13 protein-coding genes are annotated in these 19,837 nt (G+C 34.2%); 7 read left to right on the top strand and 6 right to left on the bottom strand.

Features of this window, described 5'->3' with window-relative positions; all coding sequences use genetic code 11:
* Positions 1 to 44: 44 nt before the first annotated feature.
* Entirely contained in the window at positions 45 to 773 is a 729-nt protein-coding gene (locus CGC48_RS02475; protein WP_040354106.1) for a response regulator transcription factor, read from the top strand.
* 66 nt (positions 774 to 839) lie between these two features.
* Positions 840 to 1,718, top strand: coding sequence for a DMT family transporter (locus CGC48_RS02470; protein ID WP_098028344.1), 879 nt, complete (start codon positions 840 to 842; stop codon positions 1,716 to 1,718).
* A gap of 57 nt (positions 1,719 to 1,775) precedes the next feature.
* On the opposite strand, the gene CGC48_RS02465 is transcribed toward CGC48_RS02470, so the two are convergent.
* Positions 1,776 to 2,063 (bottom strand): hypothetical protein, encoded by a 288-nt coding sequence (locus CGC48_RS02465; protein ID WP_098028343.1) that lies wholly within the window; start codon positions 2,061 to 2,063, stop codon positions 1,776 to 1,778.
* A 30-nt stretch (positions 2,064 to 2,093) separates the two neighbouring features.
* Positions 2,094 to 3,053: a ribonucleotide-diphosphate reductase subunit beta gene (locus CGC48_RS02460; protein WP_098029735.1), complete on the bottom strand. Its 960-nt coding sequence runs from the start codon at positions 3,051 to 3,053 to the stop codon at positions 2,094 to 2,096.
* A gap of 274 nt (positions 3,054 to 3,327) precedes the next feature.
* Between CGC48_RS02460 and CGC48_RS02455 the strand changes: the two genes are divergently transcribed.
* The 4 genes from CGC48_RS02455 to CGC48_RS02440 all read left to right on the top strand — a co-directional run bounded on the left by CGC48_RS02455 (position 3,328) and on the right by CGC48_RS02440 (position 13,952).
* Positions 3,328 to 3,939, top strand: coding sequence for a trimeric intracellular cation channel family protein (locus CGC48_RS02455; protein ID WP_098028342.1), 612 nt, complete (start codon positions 3,328 to 3,330; stop codon positions 3,937 to 3,939).
* Between the two features lie 310 nt (positions 3,940 to 4,249).
* Positions 4,250 to 7,132 carry a reprolysin-like metallopeptidase gene (locus CGC48_RS02450; protein WP_098028341.1) on the top strand — a complete coding sequence of 961 codons (2,883 nt, stop codon included), beginning with the start codon at positions 4,250 to 4,252 and terminating at the stop codon, positions 7,130 to 7,132.
* A gap of 92 nt (positions 7,133 to 7,224) precedes the next feature.
* Positions 7,225 to 10,413 (top strand): reprolysin-like metallopeptidase, encoded by a 3,189-nt coding sequence (locus tag CGC48_RS02445; RefSeq protein WP_098028340.1) that lies wholly within the window; start codon positions 7,225 to 7,227, stop codon positions 10,411 to 10,413.
* A gap of 89 nt (positions 10,414 to 10,502) precedes the next feature.
* Positions 10,503 to 13,952 carry a reprolysin-like metallopeptidase gene (locus CGC48_RS02440; protein WP_098028339.1) on the top strand — a complete coding sequence of 1,150 codons (3,450 nt, stop codon included), beginning with the start codon at positions 10,503 to 10,505 and terminating at the stop codon, positions 13,950 to 13,952.
* A 79-nt stretch (positions 13,953 to 14,031) separates the two neighbouring features.
* Here the strand turns inward: CGC48_RS02440 and CGC48_RS02435 are convergent, their stop codons facing one another.
* From CGC48_RS02435 to CGC48_RS02420, 4 genes are all read right to left on the bottom strand, one after another.
* Positions 14,032 to 14,820, bottom strand: a complete 789-nt coding sequence (locus CGC48_RS02435; protein ID WP_098028338.1) for a (Fe-S)-binding protein — start codon at positions 14,818 to 14,820, stop codon at positions 14,032 to 14,034.
* A 115-nt stretch (positions 14,821 to 14,935) separates the two neighbouring features.
* Entirely contained in the window at positions 14,936 to 16,258 is a 1,323-nt protein-coding gene (locus CGC48_RS02430) for a (Fe-S)-binding protein (protein ID WP_098028337.1), read from the bottom strand.
* A gap of 111 nt (positions 16,259 to 16,369) precedes the next feature.
* Positions 16,370 to 17,308, bottom strand: a complete 939-nt coding sequence (locus tag CGC48_RS02425; protein ID WP_098028336.1) for an MlaD family protein — start codon at positions 17,306 to 17,308, stop codon at positions 16,370 to 16,372.
* A 70-nt stretch (positions 17,309 to 17,378) separates the two neighbouring features.
* Positions 17,379 to 18,515, bottom strand: a complete 1,137-nt coding sequence (locus CGC48_RS02420; protein WP_098028335.1) for an N-acetylmuramoyl-L-alanine amidase family protein — start codon at positions 18,513 to 18,515, stop codon at positions 17,379 to 17,381.
* A 144-nt stretch (positions 18,516 to 18,659) separates the two neighbouring features.
* On the opposite strand from CGC48_RS02420, the gene CGC48_RS02415 reads away from it, so the two are divergent.
* Positions 18,660 to 19,829: a glycosyltransferase family 87 protein gene (locus tag CGC48_RS02415; RefSeq protein ID WP_098028334.1), complete on the top strand. Its 1,170-nt coding sequence runs from the start codon at positions 18,660 to 18,662 to the stop codon at positions 19,827 to 19,829.
* The last annotated feature ends 8 nt before the right edge of the window (positions 19,830 to 19,837 follow it).

Here is a 19,837-nt window from a genome sequence, read left to right as displayed (position 1 = left end):
AAAAAATAAATAAAATGATGAGTGTAAGTGAAAATTCGTATGATATGAAAACAACAACAACTAACAAAAAAATTCTTTTAGTTGAAGACGACCCCAATTTTGGAACCGTTCTGAGGGATTATTTGGTAATGAGTGGTTTTGATGTCGCTCTTGCCAAAAATGGAATGGAAGGTTTTGATAGATTCAGAAAAGAGCCCTTCGACCTTTGCATACTTGATGTTATGATGCCTTACAAGGATGGATTTACGTTAGCAAAAGAAATTCGTGAAAAAAATGAAAAGATACCAATCATTTTCCTAACTGCACGAACAATGCGTGAAGATGTGTTGAAAGGATATAAAGTGGGAGCTGATGATTATCTGAACAAACCGTTTGACTCTGAAATTCTTTTGATGAAAATTAGGTCAATGTTACAAAGAAAATCTATTGAAACAGTGGCTGATAGCAAAAAATTTGAGTTTGAAATTGGTGAGTTTTTCTTGAATTCAAAATTGAGATTTTTGAAGTACAAAGATGAAGAGCCTGTAAAACTTTCTCCTAAAGAAAATGAATTACTCCGTTTGTTGGCTTTACACGAAAATGACCTGATGCCTAGAGAGTTAGCTTTGTCTAAAATATGGAAAGATGACAATTATTTTACTTCACGAAGTATGGATGTTTACATTGCTAAATTAAGAAAGTATCTTAAAAAAGACGAAAAAGTTGAAATTCTTAACATACACGGAGAAGGTTTCCGGTTGACTACCAATAGGGAAGAAGATAGTTTTGTTTAGAAGGAATTACATTTTTTTATAATATCAATTTTTAAGGCTACTTTTCTGGGTAGCCTTTTCTAATTTATGAAGTTAAAATTAAAAGGATATATACTTGCATTTATATCTGCAGCAACTTACGGAATGATTCCGTTATTTATGATACCCATTAAGAAAAGTGATTTTTCTTTGGACGGAGCATTGCTTTATCGCTTTCTGATAGCAAGTGTTTTCATTTTAGGATATTTGTTGTATACTAGGGAGAGTTTAAAAATTACTCTAAGAGAATTATGCACATTTGCCTTTTTGGGACTTTTGTATGCTCTTTCATCTGAATTTTTATTTGCCGCTTACGATTATCTGAGTCCAGGAATAGCTTCTACCATCTTTTTTATGTATCCTGTAATTGTTGCGGTTATTTTAGGGACTTTCTTTAAAGGGAAAATTTCATTACCAACGATTCTTTCTTTGTTGATAGTTATTGTGGGGATATTTATCCTAAGTGTTAAAAATATTTCTTCTTTTTCAATTGACTATTTTGGCTTGTTTGTAGCATTTATGGGAGCATTCGTCTATGGAGTGTATATGGTTGTAGTAAATGAAACGCACCTTTCTGCTTCAGGAATTAAGATTGCGTTTTATTCAATGCTTTTTTCAAGTGTTTATTTTTTGGTAAAATCATTGATTTTAGAATCTAAAATTCCTGTTCCAGAGGTAACAATGTTTTTTCATTTTACAATTTTCTCATTGATTACAACAGTGTTATCTCTTACGACTTTGATTTACGCTATTCGTTACATAGGGTCTACGCCAACAGCAATTATGGGAGCGATTGAACCTGTTATTGCCGTAGGAATCAGCGTTGGATTATTTGCAGAAGAACTTACAGTAACATTGATAGTTGGTGTGATACTAATTATTATAGGAGTATTAATCGATATTGTTTTCGGACAAAAAGATAAATAATAAAAAAGCAGGACTATCATAAATAATCCTGCTTTTTTATTTAAAAGAAATACTACTTTACGTGAATTGTAAAACTAATATGACTAACGCTAACACAAATGAAGCCATTAGAACTCCTTTTGCTCTTTCGTCACGTCCTAAACGTAGGAAAAGGAAAAATGAGAGTAAGTCAAGTATGCCTCCCAGACCAATCAGAGAACCCAAATACCCTTTTTGATAAGCATCTTGCAGGGTAGTTTCAATACCATATTTCGAAAAAATAAGAATGTACAACAAAATTCCCAACCCATTGGCAATAAATCCAACGAGAAAGCCGATGAGAATTTCTTTCTGATGAAACTTCATAAAAAAAAATAATTTTTTTAATTTATTTGTTTAGAATAAATCGTGTTCACTGATGCTTTTATCGTGTTTTGTATAAGCGGTTGGTCTTTTGGCAAAGAAGTCGTCTAATTCATTGCTAAATACTTCTTCTTCAAACCATAACATAGGTTTTGCCTGTTCATTTGTTATACCAAAGGGTTTGCCTAAACCTAATTGTGTTAGTGAATCATCAAGGCGATAACGCATATAGTTTGCTAAATCTTCTTTGGTGAAAAATTCAATTTCTCCTTCTTCAAAAATCCATTCTAACATTTTGTCTTCCAGAGCGATATAATTTCGAATGAAATCAGTTGCTTCTTCTTTAGCTCTTTCTTTCATTTCTGGATTTTCTTCGAATATTTTTCTCAAAATGTATATACCTGCATTAGCGTGTAGTTGCTCATCAACAGAGGTCCAAGCGATGATATTTGCGACATTTTTCATATATCCTTTGAAACGTGTAAAGGATAAAATAGTTGCAAATTGGCTAAAAAGAGAGGCATTTTCAATAATTAATGTAAAAAACAAGATACGCTCCATAGCATTTTCTTTGTTTTTTGCTAAATACTCTTTCAAAACATTATTTCTTTCCTTGAAAATAGGTACTTCAAGCAAATTTTCGAATTCGTTGTTGTAGCCAAGTACTTCTAAAAGACGCGAATATGCCTCACTATGACGAAATTCACACTCGGCAAATGTGGCACCCAAACCGTTGAATTCAGGTTTTGGAAAAAGGTCGTAAAGGTCGCCCCAGAAAGTTTTTACAGAAACTTCCACTTGAGCAATACCAAGTAAAGCACGTTTGACAGCTTCTTTTTCAATGATGGAAAGGTTAGACTTAAAGTCCTGAATATCTGCTGTAAATTCAACTTCTGAATGCACCCAAAATGACCTGTGCATTGCATCTACAAAATCCATAACTTCCGGATATTCAAAAGGTTTATAGCTTTCGCGTTTCTCAAAAATTCCCATAGTACATTTCTTTTTTTCTTGGCGAAGATACGAAGAAATTTTTCCAAAAAACAAATTGAAGAGTAGGGTAAATCAAAACAAAATACCTAACCATAACATTATTAGGACAAATGACCGATGTTAAAGTTTTGTTATTTTTGTAAACAAAATTTTGAGATTATTCATCTCTTTCTAGTTTACAAATATTCTGAAAATACAAAAACGAAAATAATTGGGCTTAGTTTTTTTCATTTTGATATTTAAGTTTATTTTTGCGTTTCAATTTTAGTAAAAGATGGATTTATTCTATATTGTTGATTTAGCGGGAGTTTTTGTATTTGCTATTTCAGGAGCATTGGCGGCACGTGAAAAAAAATTGGATTTGTTCGGAGTGTTCATCATCGCTTTTGTTACAGGGCTTGGAGGAGGAACGCTTCGTGATGTAATGATGGGGAGAACGCCTGTTTTTTGGATGCAAGCACCGATTTATGTAGGAATGATTTTCGGAGGGACTTTTTTTGCCATTATTTTTCGAAAAAAAATGCATTATTTACGCAAATCTCTTTTGCTTTTTGATACTATTGGGATAGCGTTTTTCTCGATTATAGGAACTGAGATAGCTCTTTCTTTTTCGTACGATTTACATCCAATTATCGTGATTTCGATAGCAGCGATGAGTGCTTGTTTTGGGGGAGTTATCCGAGATATACTATGTAATGAAATTCCGATAATTTTCCATAAGGAGATTTATGCTACTCCTTGTGTTACAGGTAGTTTGGTTTATTTGGGATTGAGAGAAATTAATCTTTTTGATGATTATATTTCCTCGTTTATTGCGATTGCTTTCATAATTGCTTTTAGGTTATTTGCCATCAAACGTTCGTTGGAACTTCCGAAGATAAATTAGATAAATTAATTCTTAAGTTGAGAATTCATATTTCTTTTTCAATATCTAAATATGTCCATTTTCTATTCAAAGTTTGTTAATTTTTAAAAGTATAATTTTAACTAAAATAAGATTTTTTATTATAATTAAATGATGTTTGTTTTCTAAAATATTATAAAAATACTTATCAATTAACTCAAATAATGTATCTTTGCACCCGAAGTTTCTCTATGTTTTCGACTAACTCACTAAGAAAAAGGAAACTTTGTACTTATTAAACAACAGAATCTAAAATTGTAATAATTTGCACATAAATACTAACTTACTAATTATGAGATACAAAATCATTATTTTATTATTTATGTTTTTTCTGCAAGGCGTTTCTGCACAGGAAAACATCAACACACAATTAAAGGTCAATGATATAGTAAGCCTTTTTTCTGCCAGTTCATTGCAGTGGGCTATTCCTGTTTCATCTTCCGAAAAAGTCAATTTGCAATGGTATGAACGTAAAACTTCGTTCGCCGAGAAGGAAGGTATCCGCACATTTGTAGGATATGAAGGCGACTTGTTTGTGGCAACTTTGTCCATTTCAAAAGGTGGAGATAATGTATCAGGAGATTTCACTTGGAAAGAACATCAATGGAAAATAGCAACCACCAATGATGGATATCTTTCCATTTATAAGGAACATTCCGAAGGGGAATGCGGAGGTTGCCGTAACGGACATTGTGGTACGCATAGCGATGAAAAATCCCATCGAAACCATCTAACTGCCAGACCAGAAAAAATTATTCGTAAAATCTCTACAGACAATGTGCTACGTGTATTTCGTTTAGCTGTGTTGGTAGACAAACATTATTATAACAGATATTATGGAAGCAAGGATGCTGTAAAAAGTTTTTGGAGTAGGTTAGAAACCAAACTCAATGAACACTATACAAGAGAAATTGGTATTAAATTTCAAATAGTTGATAGAGATGAATTGATTATTAGTGATGGTAAAGAGGCTATTTTTGATGGAAAACGTTCAGCTGCTATTATAGATGGGGCTTCTGCTAAAATAGATGAACTTATTGGTAATGAAAGTTACGATGCCGGAATTGTAATTGCAAGAAATAGTGATACTAGTATAGGTGGGTTAGCCACCGCAGGTTCCATCAGGTCATCCAGATCAAAAGCTCGAGCAATGGCTAATAACGATATGCATATCATTACTCACGAACTTGGACATTTGTTTGGTTCAGTACATACTTTTTCAACAGGTGGGAGTTCGTCGTATCTAACCGAACCAGGTAAAGGTCAGTCTATTATGAGTTACGGACATCCTGTTGACTTTTTTTCGTTGCCAAGCATCTATTACATTCGTAAAAAAATATTGGAAATTCAACATAAAGTTACTGAAATACAAACGACTAATCAAGCTCCTATCATTAACACTTCAAAACTTAAAGAAGAATATATACTTCCGAAAGAGACTTTTTTCCAGTTTACAGTTGATGCAACCGACCCTGATAATGACCCACTTTTGTATGCGTTTCATCAAGCAGATATAAATCTATCGAATGCTGAATTTGAATCTGAAAAATCTACCAATAAAAATATAAAAGCATTTTACAATCATTGGCAAATAGGAAATTTTGTTAAAAAACAATATAACTTTAATTCTGGAAAAGTATATACTTTTTGGTTAGGAGTGAATGACACTAAAAATACTCCTGATGAAAGAAGTAGCCACCCTACACGTTATGATATGTACGAAACGAAAGTCAAATTTGTAGAAGGAAAGCCTTTTAAAATAACGAATTTTCATAGCAAAAAGTACAAAACAGGTGAAAAAGTAAACCTTACTTGGCAAGTCGACGATTTACTAAAAAATTATAAAGTGCGTATTTTACTCTCCGATGATTTTGGACAAACATTCAATCACATCTTAGTTCCTGAAACAGAAAATGATGGAAATAGCGATATTGTAATGCCTAATATTACTATAGGAAGAGCCGTTTATCACGCAGATCAAAACGGAAGACCTATATTTTACTCTGGTTTAGGGCTTATTAAAATTGAAGTACTTGACCATATTGCTTTTGCTTTAACAGACAATGATGTTACTAACGGAAAAGGCGGTTTTGAGATAGAAGCCTCGGCGATAACTTTTACTAAAACGCCTACAAAATATCTTAAAGTATCTGATGAAAAAGATATTCCTGAGGCAGAAGTAGAAGCCATATCTAATTGTACAACTAATGGTAACACACAAATAACACTAGATGAAGTAAAAAATGAAAAATTTATTACCAGAACTTGGATAGCTACGGATAACTGTCGTAATACGTCAAGTTTTGTTCAACATATTGAAATTGAAAAGGCTACCACGCCACCTCCACCACCAACAGGTTTAGTATTTACAAAAACTCCTGAGGCTTTTCTTTCGGTTTCTTGTGATGCTATTCCAAATGCGGATTATTCGCAGTTTGAAACCAGCGGTTGTAACTCGGTAAGCATAACACATCAAGATACCCGAAAAGGAGACAACTGCAATTACACAATAGAAAGAGTTTACACTGCAACAGGTTGTAGCCAAAGTCTTATTTTCACACAAGCTATTTCTGTAAGAGATGATAAAGCTCCTACATTTAATGAATCTTTACCTATCGACATTTCTGTGGAAGAAAACAATATTCCAACACAAATTGATTTAACCGCTACGGATAATTGTTCTGAAAATATTCAAGTGACCAAGAGTCAAGAAGAAAGGCAAGAAAACGGAAATAAAGTAATCATTTACAAATGGGAGGCATCTGATGAATGTGGAAATAAAGCTACTCACGAACAGAAAGTTACCATTAAAAAATCTTCACAGCCTACACCTCCTACGGGTGGAGTACAACCACCTGCAGGGACAGAGCCAACAAAAGAAATGATTGTTTACAATGGTGTTTCTACCGAATCTGGTTCGGAGAATTACCTGAAATTTGAGCCTATTGAAAATTATAAAAATCTTCAAATTGAGATTTTTAACGAATTAGGTCAGAAAGTATATGAGTCGAAAAACTACCAAAAAAATGGCGAAGCTTTCCGAGGATATGCCAACGTGAAAGGAGTTTTCCGAAAAGGCAAACGTCTTCCTACAGGAACGTATTTCTATATACTGAAATATCAAGACATTACGGGAAAATCAAATACAAAACAAGGCTATCTGTTTGTAAGATAATTGTTAAAATTCCCTTTGAGAAAGTTTTACAAAGGGAGTTTTACTTTTTTTAAAGAAAATTGAAAAAATCTCATTCTAAAAAATATTGTTTGATGAAATATTATATCTATCTCATTTTTAGCTTTATCAGTTTTGGGCAAGTGGCTTTTGCACAGGAAATCATTAAAACTTCAACGAAAGCTATTGATGTAATTCGTTTATTTTCAGCAGGAAATAAGGTGGAATGGGCAGTGCCTATATCTAAAAATGAGAAAATTTTATTACAGTGGGAAGAACGACATACTTCATTTACTCAAAGTGAAGGCATTCGTTCGTTTGTAGGGTATCACGATAAAAATTTAGTAGCGGTTATTTCTATTTTGAATAGCACCATTTCGGGAAATATTCGTTGGAAAGAAAAAGATATCGTTCTAAAAACGTCGGAAGAAGGCTTTCTAATCTTGTACACTGAAAGTTCCAATCACAAATGCGGTACGTGTGCTAACGGACATTGTCATTCTGATAAGCCTTCCATCAAACGTCCTATACTTCTGTCAGACTTTGACACTCCAACACCTTCTATTCCAAATACTAACGTGCTTAGAGTCTATCGATTAGCGATGGCAATTAGTTATGAATATTTTTCTGATACAAGTATCATTGGTTTCAGTAGCAAGGTGGAAGAAGTTAAAAAATTTTGGGCAACCAAAGAAATGGAACTCAATGAGGTGTATACGCGTGATTTAGGCATCCGATTTGAAGTTGTAAAGGAAGAAAAACTAATTTCGACCCAAAGAGATGAAATTTCTGGCAGAAATGCAGATTATATCATTAACAATGCCACAAAAATAATAAATTCAAAAATAGGCGAAAAAAACTATGATTTAGGAATATACATAGCCAAAGTTACAGAAGTAGCGGGACTTGCGTATTTAGAAAACGCCTACAAAACCGAAAAGGCTGCGGCGGTGGCTTTGGTCTCTCGTCCCGTTATTATGCACGAAATAGGGCATTTGTTTGGGGCAAGACATACTTTCTCCATTACTTCTCCTTCCAGACCTCAAATTGACCCTGCCAGTGATAAAACGGAAATGTCGACAGGACAATCCATAATGTCGTATGGATATCCTCGTGACTTTTTTTCGCTACGAAGCATACAAATGATTCGAGAAAAGTTGGTAAACGTACCTTATTTTTCGGACACTAATCGAACTCAAAAAGTAGGTAATCATCCGTCAGTGACTAATTTTCCTTACGGAAAATATATTCAAAATCAACCTCCTACCATTAACAAAACGAAAATAAAAACAAGTTATAAAATTCCGAAAGAGACTTTTTTTCAGTTTTATATTCCTGCTCAAGACCCTGAAAATAAGCCTTTGTTATATGCCGCTCATCAAACGGATATTCGCAGAGGTACTGAACGCTCAATTGCCAGTTTTTTAACACGAAAAGCTACTACTAATAATCCTGTTGTATTTCAAACAGAATATAGTGAAAGAACTCGTAATGAAATGGCTAACACCAAACCTAATGCTGTAGGTACGTTTACCTTTTGGTTGGGTGTGAGTGATGCTCAACCTCAGCAAACCAGCGATTATATCAGCCAGTATGATATGGCTCAAACCCAAGTGATTATTGAGGAAGGAATACCTTTTAAAATTACTTCTTCAATGAAAAACAATTATAAAGGAGGGGAAGATGTACAGCTTAATTGGAGTGTAGATAGTAAAATTTTTGATAAAAAAACTAGTAAAGTTCGAATTTTGCTTTCGGACGATTTTGGTAAAACGTTTAAATACACTTTGGATGCTTCTACGGAAAATGATGGAAATCATACCATAAAACTACCAAATATTTCGGTTAAAACGATTGCTTTTGGAGAACAAAAATGGAATGTAAACGCAGGAATCATAAAAATAGAAGAAATTGATGGAATTGCCTATGCGCTTACCACTTTCGACCCTAAAGTAGGAGGTTTTACAATTACTCGTGACCCTTCTTTACCTGAAATACTTACATTTACAAAAACTCCTGAGGCTTCAATCTCAGTTTCTTGTGAGGCTATTCCGAATGCAGATAACTCACAATTTGCAACTGATGGCTGTGTTTCGGTAAATATTACACATCAAGATACGAAAATAGGAGGTAACTGCAATTATACGATAGAGCGGGTTTACACGGCAACGGGTTGTAACCAAAGTCTTATTTTTACACAAACTATCTCTGTAAGAGATGATAAATCACCTGTATTCAAAGAACCTTTACCAACCAATGTTTCGGTGGAAGAAAGTAAAGTCCCAACACAAGTTGATTTAACGGCTACGGATAATTGTTCCGAAAATATTCAGGTGACCAAGAGTCAAGAAAACAAGGAAGAAAACGGGAACAAGGTAATCATTTACAAATGGGAAGCCTCTGATGATTGTGGAAATAAAGTTACTCACACACAGAAAATTACTGTTATTCCGTCAGAAATCAATTTTGTGGGCGAATTGCCTAAAAATATGACAGTTACTTGCGAAAAGGAAATTCCATCAGTTCCTACATTGAAAGTGTCAGGTAGCTGTAATCCGAAAGTGGTTTATAATGGAGAAACAAAATCGAACGAGAAATGCAAAAATGATTACGTGTTAACACGCTCTTGGACAGCCACTAACGACTGCGGAAAAACTATCACGCATACTCAAATCATTACGATAAAAGATGATGTAAAACCTACATTTTCAGGCACTTTACCAACTGATATTTCTGTGGAAGAAAACAATATTCCAACACAAGTTGATTTAACGGCTACGGATAATTGCTCTGAAAAGGTTGAAGTTGTTAAAAGCCAAGAAAACAAGGAAGAAAACGGAAATAGAGTAATCATTTACAAATGGGAAGCTTCCGATGAATGTGGAAATAAAGTTGTTCACGAACAGAAAGTTACCATTAAAAAATCTTCAAAACCTACACCTCCTACGGGTGGAGTACAACCACCTGCAGGGACAGAGCCGACTAAAGAAATGATTGTTTACAATGGGGTTTCTACCGAGTCAGGTTCGGAGAATTACTTGAAGTTTGAACCTATCGAAAATTACAAAAATCTTCAAATTGAGATTTTTAACGAATTAGGTCAGAAAGTATATGAGTCGAAAAACTACCAAAAAAATGGAGAAGTTTTCCGAGGATATGCCAACGTGAAAGGAGTTTTCCGAAAAGGCAAACGTCTTCCTACTGGAACATATTTCTATGTACTCAAATATCAAGATATTACAGGAAAATCAAACACAAAACAAGGCTATTTGTTTGTAAGATAATTGTTAAAATTCCCTTTGTAAAACTTTTACAAAGGGAGTTTTAGTTTTCAAAGAAAATTGAAAAATCTCATTCTAAAAAATATTGTTTGATGAAATACTATATCTATCTCATTTTTAGTTTTATCAGTTTTGGGCAAGTGGCTTTTGCACAAGAAACGATTAAAACTTCAATAAAATCCATTGATGTAATTCGCTTATTTTCAGCAGGAAATAAGATAGAATGGGCAGTGCCTATATCTAAAAATGAGAAAATTTTATTGCAGTGGGAAGAACGCAACACTTCATTCACTGAAAAGGAAAGTATCCGTACTTTTGTGGGCTACAACAATGACGAGTTTGTTGCTACACTTTCGATTTCAAAAGATCAAAAAATATTAGGTAATTTTGAATGGAAGCAAACTCAATGGGATATCAAAACCTCTGATGATGGCTATATTATCCTTTTCAGCGAAGAAAAGGGCGAAAAATGTGGACTATGTTCAGACGGAAATTGCCACGTACACCACCCAAAAACCCCGCAACAAACACTTTTTTCTCGACCAGCAACCGAAAAAAATACATATCACATACATTCCGATGAAATTTTACGTGTATATCGATTGGCAGTATTGGTGGATTGGTACTATTACAGAAGAGAAGGAAGTATAGAGGCGGTTAAAAAATATTGGAGTTCGTTAGAAGTTACACTCAATGAAATTTATATGCGAGATATAGGAATAAAGTTTGAAATTGTAAATGACGAAAAACTCATTTTTAACACAAGTGATAAACAGACTTTTGATAATAAAACCTCTCGCTATATTATTGATAATTCGACTCTTAAAATAAATCAGCTTATAGGTGCAGACAATTACGATGTGGGTATTGTTATTGCCAAATCCAGAAGTAAAAACAACGGATTAGCAGTACTCGGAGGTGCTTTTGACGCGTCAAAAAAAGCAGCGGCTGTGGCTATAAAAAGTTATGCGACTATCGGTCACGAACTTGGGCATATGTTTGGTTCGTTACATACCTTTACAACAGGAGGAGATTCAACCATCAAAACTGAACCAGAGAACGGGACTTCTATAATGAGTTATGGCTCTCCTCGTGATTTCTTTTCTTTGCCAAGTATTTATTTCATTCGAAGAAGAATTTTGGGAGATGGAGCTTATTATCAAGACCGAGCCAGAACCATACTCAAAAAAGAATGGCTCAAAGGAGAAAATCCTGTTTTCGGGATAGACACTAAAAATCAAGCTCCTATAATAGATGTTTCAAAACTTGAATCAGAATATAGACTTCCAAAGGAAACGTTTTTTCAATTCACCATTAATGCTACTGACCCTGATAATGACCCTCTTCTGTACGCCATTCATCAAGCAGATATAAAAAATGACGAAACATCTTCTGTTGCTGAATTTGTAACCGAAAAATCTTCATCTGTAAACACAAAAGCATACTATACGCATTGGGTGACAGAAAACGGCTTTCTTAGGAAACAATATGATTTAAAAATAGGAAAAGAATATACTTTTTGGTTAGGGGTAAATGATACTAAAAACACCCTTAACGAAAGAAGTAATCACGCTACTCGATATGATATGCACGAAGCTAAAGTGAAATTTGTAGAAGGAAAACCTTTCAAAATTGCTAAGTTTGAAGGGAAAAAATACAAAATGGGTGAAAAGGTAACCCTTACTTGGGACGTAGACCAAACTCTTTTTCAAAATACCAAAGTACGTATATTACTTTCTGATGATTTTGGGAAAACCTTTAAGCATATCTTATTGCCAGAAACAGAAAATGATGGAAGTTGCGAAATCGTAATGCCTAATGTTGCCATAGGAAGAAAAGTTTATTATACAGACCAAAACGGAAGACCTATATTTCATTCAGGCTTAGGACTTATCAAGGTTGAAGTTCTTGACCATATCGCTTTTGCTTTGACGGATAATGATATAACAACAGGTGAGGGAGGTTTTGAGATTGAAAAATCGGTAATTACTTTAAATAATCTTCCTGAAAAATATGTTGTTGTAAATCAAGAATCTGAAATTCCTCTGAAAGCGAATGTAACAGCCACTTCTACTTGTGGTTCGAACCCTGTAACAATTGTCAATAAAGAAGAAAAAAACGGAAACATCACAACCCGAATTTGGACAGCCACAGATAATTGTAACAATCAAACAAGTTTTGTTCAATATATTGAAGTAAAACCTTTGCCAGAATCTGTACAGCCTTTACAATTTGTTGGAACACTTCCGAAAGATTTTGTAACTTATTGTCATAATGCTTATACAGAAAATGAAGCTCCTCAGTTGCAGGTTATTGGCGGAAAATCTCCAAAAGTGTATCTCACGGAAAACAAACAATTGTTTGGTGACCAAAAGGGGTTTCAAATTAAAAGAGTTTGGATTGCCGTAGATGAGGTAGCCAAAACCATTTCTCACACGCAATATATAGTCGTTCGAGATATTGAAAAACCTAAACTATCAACTTATCCGCAAGATATGGTGGTTAAAAGTAGGAGTGAAGTACCACAAAGAGCAGAATTGACAGCAACCGATTGTGGGAATAAAATTGAAGTAAAATCTTCCACAGATAACAGAACCAATGGTCAAGGAAAAGAAGTGGTTATTTATAGTTGGTTGGCTACCGATTCGTACGGAAATGAAGAATACTACGAACAAACCATAACCATAGACCCTGATGCAACGCCACCTCCTCCTATCGATTTGAAATTCATTACAACACCACCTGCAAGTATTTCAGCTACTTGCAATGCTGTTCTGAGTGCTGATTATTCGCAGTTTGCAACTGATGGCTGTCCTTCTGTAAATATCACTCATACTGATACAAAAATAAACGGAAGTTGTGCTAATACGTATACTATCAAACGTTTTTATACAGCAACAGGTTGCGACCAATCCGTTAGTTTTGAACAAATTATTTCTGTAACAGATGATAAAGCTCCTACATTTAATGAGTCTTTACCTATCGATATTTCTGTGGAAGAAAACAATATTCCAACACAAGTTGATTTAACGGCTATGGATAATTGTTCTGAAAATATTCAAGTGACCAAGAGTCAAGAAAACAAGGAAGAAAACGGGAACAAAGTAATCATTTACAAATGGGAAGCTTCCGATGAATGTGGAAATAAAGTTGTTCACGAACAGAAAGTTACCATTAAAAAATCTTCAAAACGTACACCTCCTACGGGTGGAGTACAACCACCTACAGAAATAGAACCAACGAAAGAGATGATTGTTTACAATGGTGTTTCTACCGAATCTGGTTCGGAGAATTATTTAAAATTTGAGCCTATTAAGAATTACAAAAATCTTCAAATTGAGATTTTTAACGAATTAGGTCAGAAAGTATATGAATCGAAAAACTACCAAAAAAATGGTGAAGTTTTCCGAGGATATGCCAACGTGAAAGGAGTTTTCCGAAAAGTCAAACGTCTTCCTACAGGAACGTATTTCTATGTGCTCAAATATCAAGATGTTACAGGGAAATCAAATACAAAACAAGGCTATTTGTTCGTACGATAGATTTTGAAGATTAAAATATTATTTCGGAAATTTAAGATTTTTAAAAAAAGCTGGAAACTAACAAGTTCCAGCTTTTTATTTATATTGTAGCTTCATAAAGTAATTCTGCAATGTCTAATACTTCTATGGAGCTTTCTTTTTCTTTGAATTTTATTCCATCTGTAAGCATTGTATTACAAAACGGACAGGCAGTTGCTATTATATTAGGCTGTGTTTCAAGAGCTTGTTCTGTACGTAAAATATTGATGTCTTTATTTCCTTTTTCAGGTTCTTTGAACATTTGCGTTCCACCAGCACCACAGCATAATGAACGTTTTTTGCTCTTTTTCATTTCGGTTAAGTTTGCTCCAAGTTTTTGTAAAATCTCACGAGGAGCATCGTATATGTTGTTTCCACGACCCAAATAACAAGGATCGTGAAAAGTAATTCGCTTTCCGTTCAGTTTATCCTGATTAACAGAAAGTTTTCCTTCTAAAATTAATTTTTTCAGATATTGTGTGTGATGCCATACTTTGTAATTTCCACCTAAAGCAGGATATTCGTTTTTTAAAGTATTGAAAATATGCGGACAAGTGGTAACTATTTCTTTAACATTATAAGCCTCTAACACTTGAATATTCATCATTGCTTGCATTTGGAAAAGAAACTCATTCCCAGCACGTTTTGCAGGGTCGCCCGTATCGCTTTCTTCCGTTCCAAGTACAGCAAAACTAACTTTGGCTTGGTTTAGTAAGTGTGCAAAAGCCTTCACAATCCGTTTGGCTCGGTCATCATAACTTCCTGCACTTCCCACCCAAAAAAGAATTTCAGGAGATTTACCTTGTGCAGCCATTTCCGCCATTGTAAGAATATTAAGTTTTTGATTCATAATTGAGTAGAAAATTAAAATCTTCAGTAAGTTTTTTCAATTTGACACGAAATAAATCTTTTAAAATTTTTTGAAAAAAAACATAGCAAAAGATCTATAAAAAATAAGAGATATTCTATTCTTGAGCCCAATTCATTCTGTCAGAACGACTATATGCCCACGGAGCTCCATTATTTTCAATGTTGGACATCATATTATTGAGTTCTTTTGGAGCTGCTGATTGTTCCATTACTAAATATTGACGCATATCCATAATGATTGATAAAGGGTTGATACTTACAGGACAAGCCTCTACACAAGCATTACAAGAGGTACACGCCCAAAGCTCTTCAGGAGTAATGTAATCGTTTAATAATTGTTTGTTATCTTCCTTGAAAGTTCCTTTATTGGTATCAATATTTTTGCTCACTTCCTCCAAACGGTCACGTGTTTTCATCATAATATTTCGTGGTGAAAGCTTTTTTCCAGTTAGGTTAGCGGGACATTCATCAGTACACCGTCCGCACTCAGTGCAAGTATATGCATTGAGCAATTGTACCCAAGTGAGGTCGAAAACATCAGAAGCTCCGAACTTTTCAGGAGGATTGGAATTTTCTTCGGTTGTCGCAAAAGGGTCAACATTAGGGTCTAACATCAATTTTACTTCTTTCAAAACAGCTTGATTCACTTTCAGAGCTCCTTGCGGACGAGTGGAAGCGAAAAATGTATTTGGAAATGCTAAAACGATATGCAAATGCTTTGAATAATATAAATAATTCAGGAAGAACAATATCCCTACGATGTGTAACCACCAACAAATGCGTTCGATAATAATCAATGTTGAAGCTGGAAAATTGTACATTAATTGGCTAATCCATTTACTCACAGGAAAGCTTCCTGCTTGTATGTATGGCTCAACGCCTAATTGCTGCAGACGAAAATCAGCGGCATTCATTGTTAAGAAAAGAAACATTAAAATAACTTCAATGTACAAAATAATATTTCCATCTCTTTTTGCCCAATCTTTTAACTCTTTTTTTTGAAATCTACTGATTTTTAAAACATTACGTCGTATCCAAAAGATTGTTACCGAAGTGATTACCAAAAAAGCTAAAATCTCAAAAGAGCCAATCAAGATGTCGTAAAAACCTCCCAAAAAAGCAAACAAACGATGCGTTCCAAAAATTCCATCTAAAATGATTTCGATTACCTCAATATTGATGATTATAAAGCCAAGATATACAAGAATATGCAAAATTCCAGCAATTGGGCGAACGGTCATTTTTCCTTGCCCTAATGCAATTCGAAACATATTTTTCCAGCGTTTTGCTCGATTGTCAGAGGTGTCTTCACTTCTCCCCAAACGAATGTTACGGATTAATTTACGAACATTCATTGTAAAAAATCCAATGGAGATAATCAGTAATAAGCAAAATACTATGTTGGGTAGTAGATTCATAATCAGAAACGTATCAATAATTGTTTGTTATAATACAATTAATTGGATTTTATAAACAGAAAATAAAAAGCAGTTCGTTTGTTAATTACAACTGACTGCTTTTCTGAAAATTTATTTTTCGTTTTCTTGATAAGGCTGATGTTTTTTACCGAAAACTGAAAAATGCATATATCGTTTTGGATTCAGGCGTAAATCTTCCAGAAGAAGTTCCAGTTGTTTGGAAGCATTTTTAACATTTTTGTATAAGCTTTCATCTTTCATTAGTTTACCAATACTTCCATTACCAGATTCAATATTGACCAAAACATTATTTAAGTTTGTTAGCATTTTTTGTGCGTCTGTAACAATCTTGTTGAATTCTGCTTGAGCTAATTCATCAGAAACTTTGGCTAAATTAGCTGTCATTTTATTGGCATTTTGTAAGGTTACTTTTAAATTCTCTTGATTTTCTGCCAACATATTATTCAGATTTACAGAAGCTTTGCTTAAGCTATTCATCGTTGTACTTAGGTCTGCGATAGATTTTTTCAAATCTGCGATAGTTTTATCGTCTAATAGTGTGTTTATAGAATTTAGTGTGGTATCTGATTGAGATAGTAAGTTATTTAATTTCAATTGAGTAGGCTCAAACTTTGTACTTAAAGCCTGTAACATATCCATTTGTATTGATGATTGTAACGTATCTCCCGATTGTGCTTCAGGAGCGTTATCAAACGCAGGAACGATTTGCAATCCAGCACCTCCTAGAAGGCTATTGTAAAGTTCAACCTTGCTATTTTTTGAAAAAGTGAAATCTCTTGAACAAGAAAGTGTGATTTTGATTTTTGTAGTTTTTTCTTCTATTTTCACAGATTCAACAACTCCTATTTGCACACCATTAACGGTTACTTGAGTACCAGATTTTAGTCCTCCAGAGTGGTCAAAAACAGCATAATACGTGTTAGTTCTTTTGAATACTGATTTAGACTTCAGGAAGTTAAATCCTATAAAAAAACAAGCAATTCCAGCTATAACAATGAATGCTGTTTTAATTTCTTTCGTTAATTTCATTTAATTTATTTTTGATTCAAAGGGCAAAAATACACATAAAAAAGCAATATTTACAAAGAAATGGTTAAATTTATCGTTCTTGCTTCTTTGCTTGTTCAATAGTAATTTTCTTTCCGTTGGAATAAGCAACGATGTAAGCATCTTTATAACCTTTTTTTTTCGCTTTGGAAAGTAGAGATAGGGCTTCGGTATGTTTCTTTGCACTTCCGTAAAAATAACAATATATTTTCCCGATTTTTTCTGATGATATAGGAGATAAACCTTTAAAGTTGAAAGGTTTTATTTCTAATTTCTTTGGACTTGACGAAATTTGTACTTTATAGGTAATAGTTGATTTTTTAGCTGTATTATTACTTTTTACACTCACTTTCGTTGAAGTTTTTGCTTTGGGAGATGATTTTACTTTTGAAACAGAAACATCAGGACCTATATGAGAACTCCTTGCTTGTACCCATTTTTTGTAGGATAGAATGGCATCGGCAATGTTTTTTGCAAACTCATTTTGCCCCTTTTTTGAGGCTAAAAAGGTTTGTTCTTCAGTATTTGACAGAAAAGCTGTTTCAATCAGTATGCTCGGCATATACGTCTGATGCAGAACGATAAAACCAGCTTGTTTTACGCCTCGGTTAAAGCGTTTCATTTCGTTGGTAAAATTATTTTGAACATACTTAGCAAGTTGAATGCTCTGCTCTAAAAACTCTTCCTGCATAATTGATAATCCGATGAAAGACTCAGGAGAATTGATGTTGTAATCAGCATACTTTTTCTCGTAATTGTCCTCCAAATAAATTACTTCATTTTCAACTTTGGCTACCTCAAAGTTTTGTTCGTTGGCGTGAAGCCCCAGTACAAAAGTCTCTGCACCTTGTGCTGTTTTTTTGTCGGCAGCATTGCAGTGTACAGAAACAAAAATATCCGCCTTTGCTTTATTGGCAATGGCTCCACGTTCATATAAATCGACAAAAACATCCGTTTTTCGGGTGTAAACAACTTTAATATCTGCGTGTTGCTCCAATATCTTTCCTGTTTCCAAAACAATATTTAGAACGACATCTTTTTCATACAATTTGTTTGGGGCTACTTTTCCTGGGTCTTTTCCGCCGTGTCCTGCATCTAAAACTACTTTGAAAATAGGCTTTTTTTGCGAGAAAACAGCATCAGATAAGGCAAACAACACAATGAAAAGCGAATAAAATAGATATTTCATTTTATAAAAATAACGATTTTGATATTCCTAATGAATTGATTTTTTGCAAAAGTAGAAAAATAACTTGAAAGTTAAAAAGCTTTTGATTTTTGGAGCTTGGTCATTGTTCTTATTTTCTTACTTTTGCCAAAATCATTCATAAAAATGCTTAAAAAGTTATTCAAAGAGTATCGTTTTATCACTATTCTGTGGTTTGCCTTGCCATTAGCGACCATTATTCAAAATGTTTTTGTTCGGGGAGAGTACAACAATTATTTGATATTCAAAGGAGTGTTTTGGCATACCATAAAAGAGTTGCCCCTTTATGTGGAATATCCTGCGGAATACTTCGATGTGAATCATTATGGCATATTTTTCAGTGCGGTGATTGCTCCGTTTGCGGTTTTGCCCAACTGGTTAGGCGTTTCGTTGTGGATTATGGCAAATGCATTCTTCCTGTATTGGGTAATTAGGCAACTACCGCTTTCAAAGAAGGCAATCATCGTGGTTTTATGCATCGCTGCCCACGATTTGTACACAGCTGCCGCAATGCAACAGTTCAATATCAGCATTATAGCCTTACTCGTTGGTGCTTATGTCTTTATTTATAAGGGGAAAGACCAGTGGGCGACACTTTTTATCGTTATTGGTATTTTAACGAAGCTCTATGGTATTGTAGGACTGGCGTTTTTCTTCTTTTCTAAGAATAGGATCCGTTTTGTGTGGACAGGAATCGTGTGGTTGATTGTACTTTTCTGCTTTCCAATGATTTATTCCTCTGTAGAATACGTCATTGAGCAATATCAGCAGTGGTTTGAGCGTTTGGCTATGAAAAATAATTCTAATTTGAACGCAGTAACCTATAATCTGCAAAATCTTTCCTTATTAGGCTTCTTGCAACGCACAGGAATTTACAATAATAATCTGGTTGTTATCATAATGGGATTAGTTTTGTTTTCACTTCCGTATCTTCGGATTAAACAATACAAGAATATAAGTTTCCAATTGATGTTTTTGGCTTCAGTGAGTTTATTTTTATGTCTGTTTAGTACAGGAACGGAGAATAGCACCTATGTTATAGCCTATGTTGGCGTCGGGATTTGGTTTATAGTCAGTCCCAATAAGAACAAAAAGCTGAAAATTATGCTTCTGGTCTTGGCAATATTGGCTTCGCTCTCGCCAACGGACTTATTTAAGCCTTTGAAAGAGGGATACATCATAAAATATTCCTTACGTGCTATTTCGCCTACTATCATTTGGATTACAATGATTTATGAGATGTGTTTTTTGAATTACAATGAAGAAAAACATATTGAAAAAGAAACAAAAATATAGACCCAAAA

It is taken from the genome of Capnocytophaga cynodegmi, assembly GCF_002302475.1.
Classification (GTDB): Bacteria; Bacteroidota; Bacteroidia; order Flavobacteriales; family Flavobacteriaceae; genus Capnocytophaga; species Capnocytophaga cynodegmi.
Note: the sequence above shows the minus strand (reverse complement) of the source record. Positions and strands in the feature narration are given on the sequence as shown.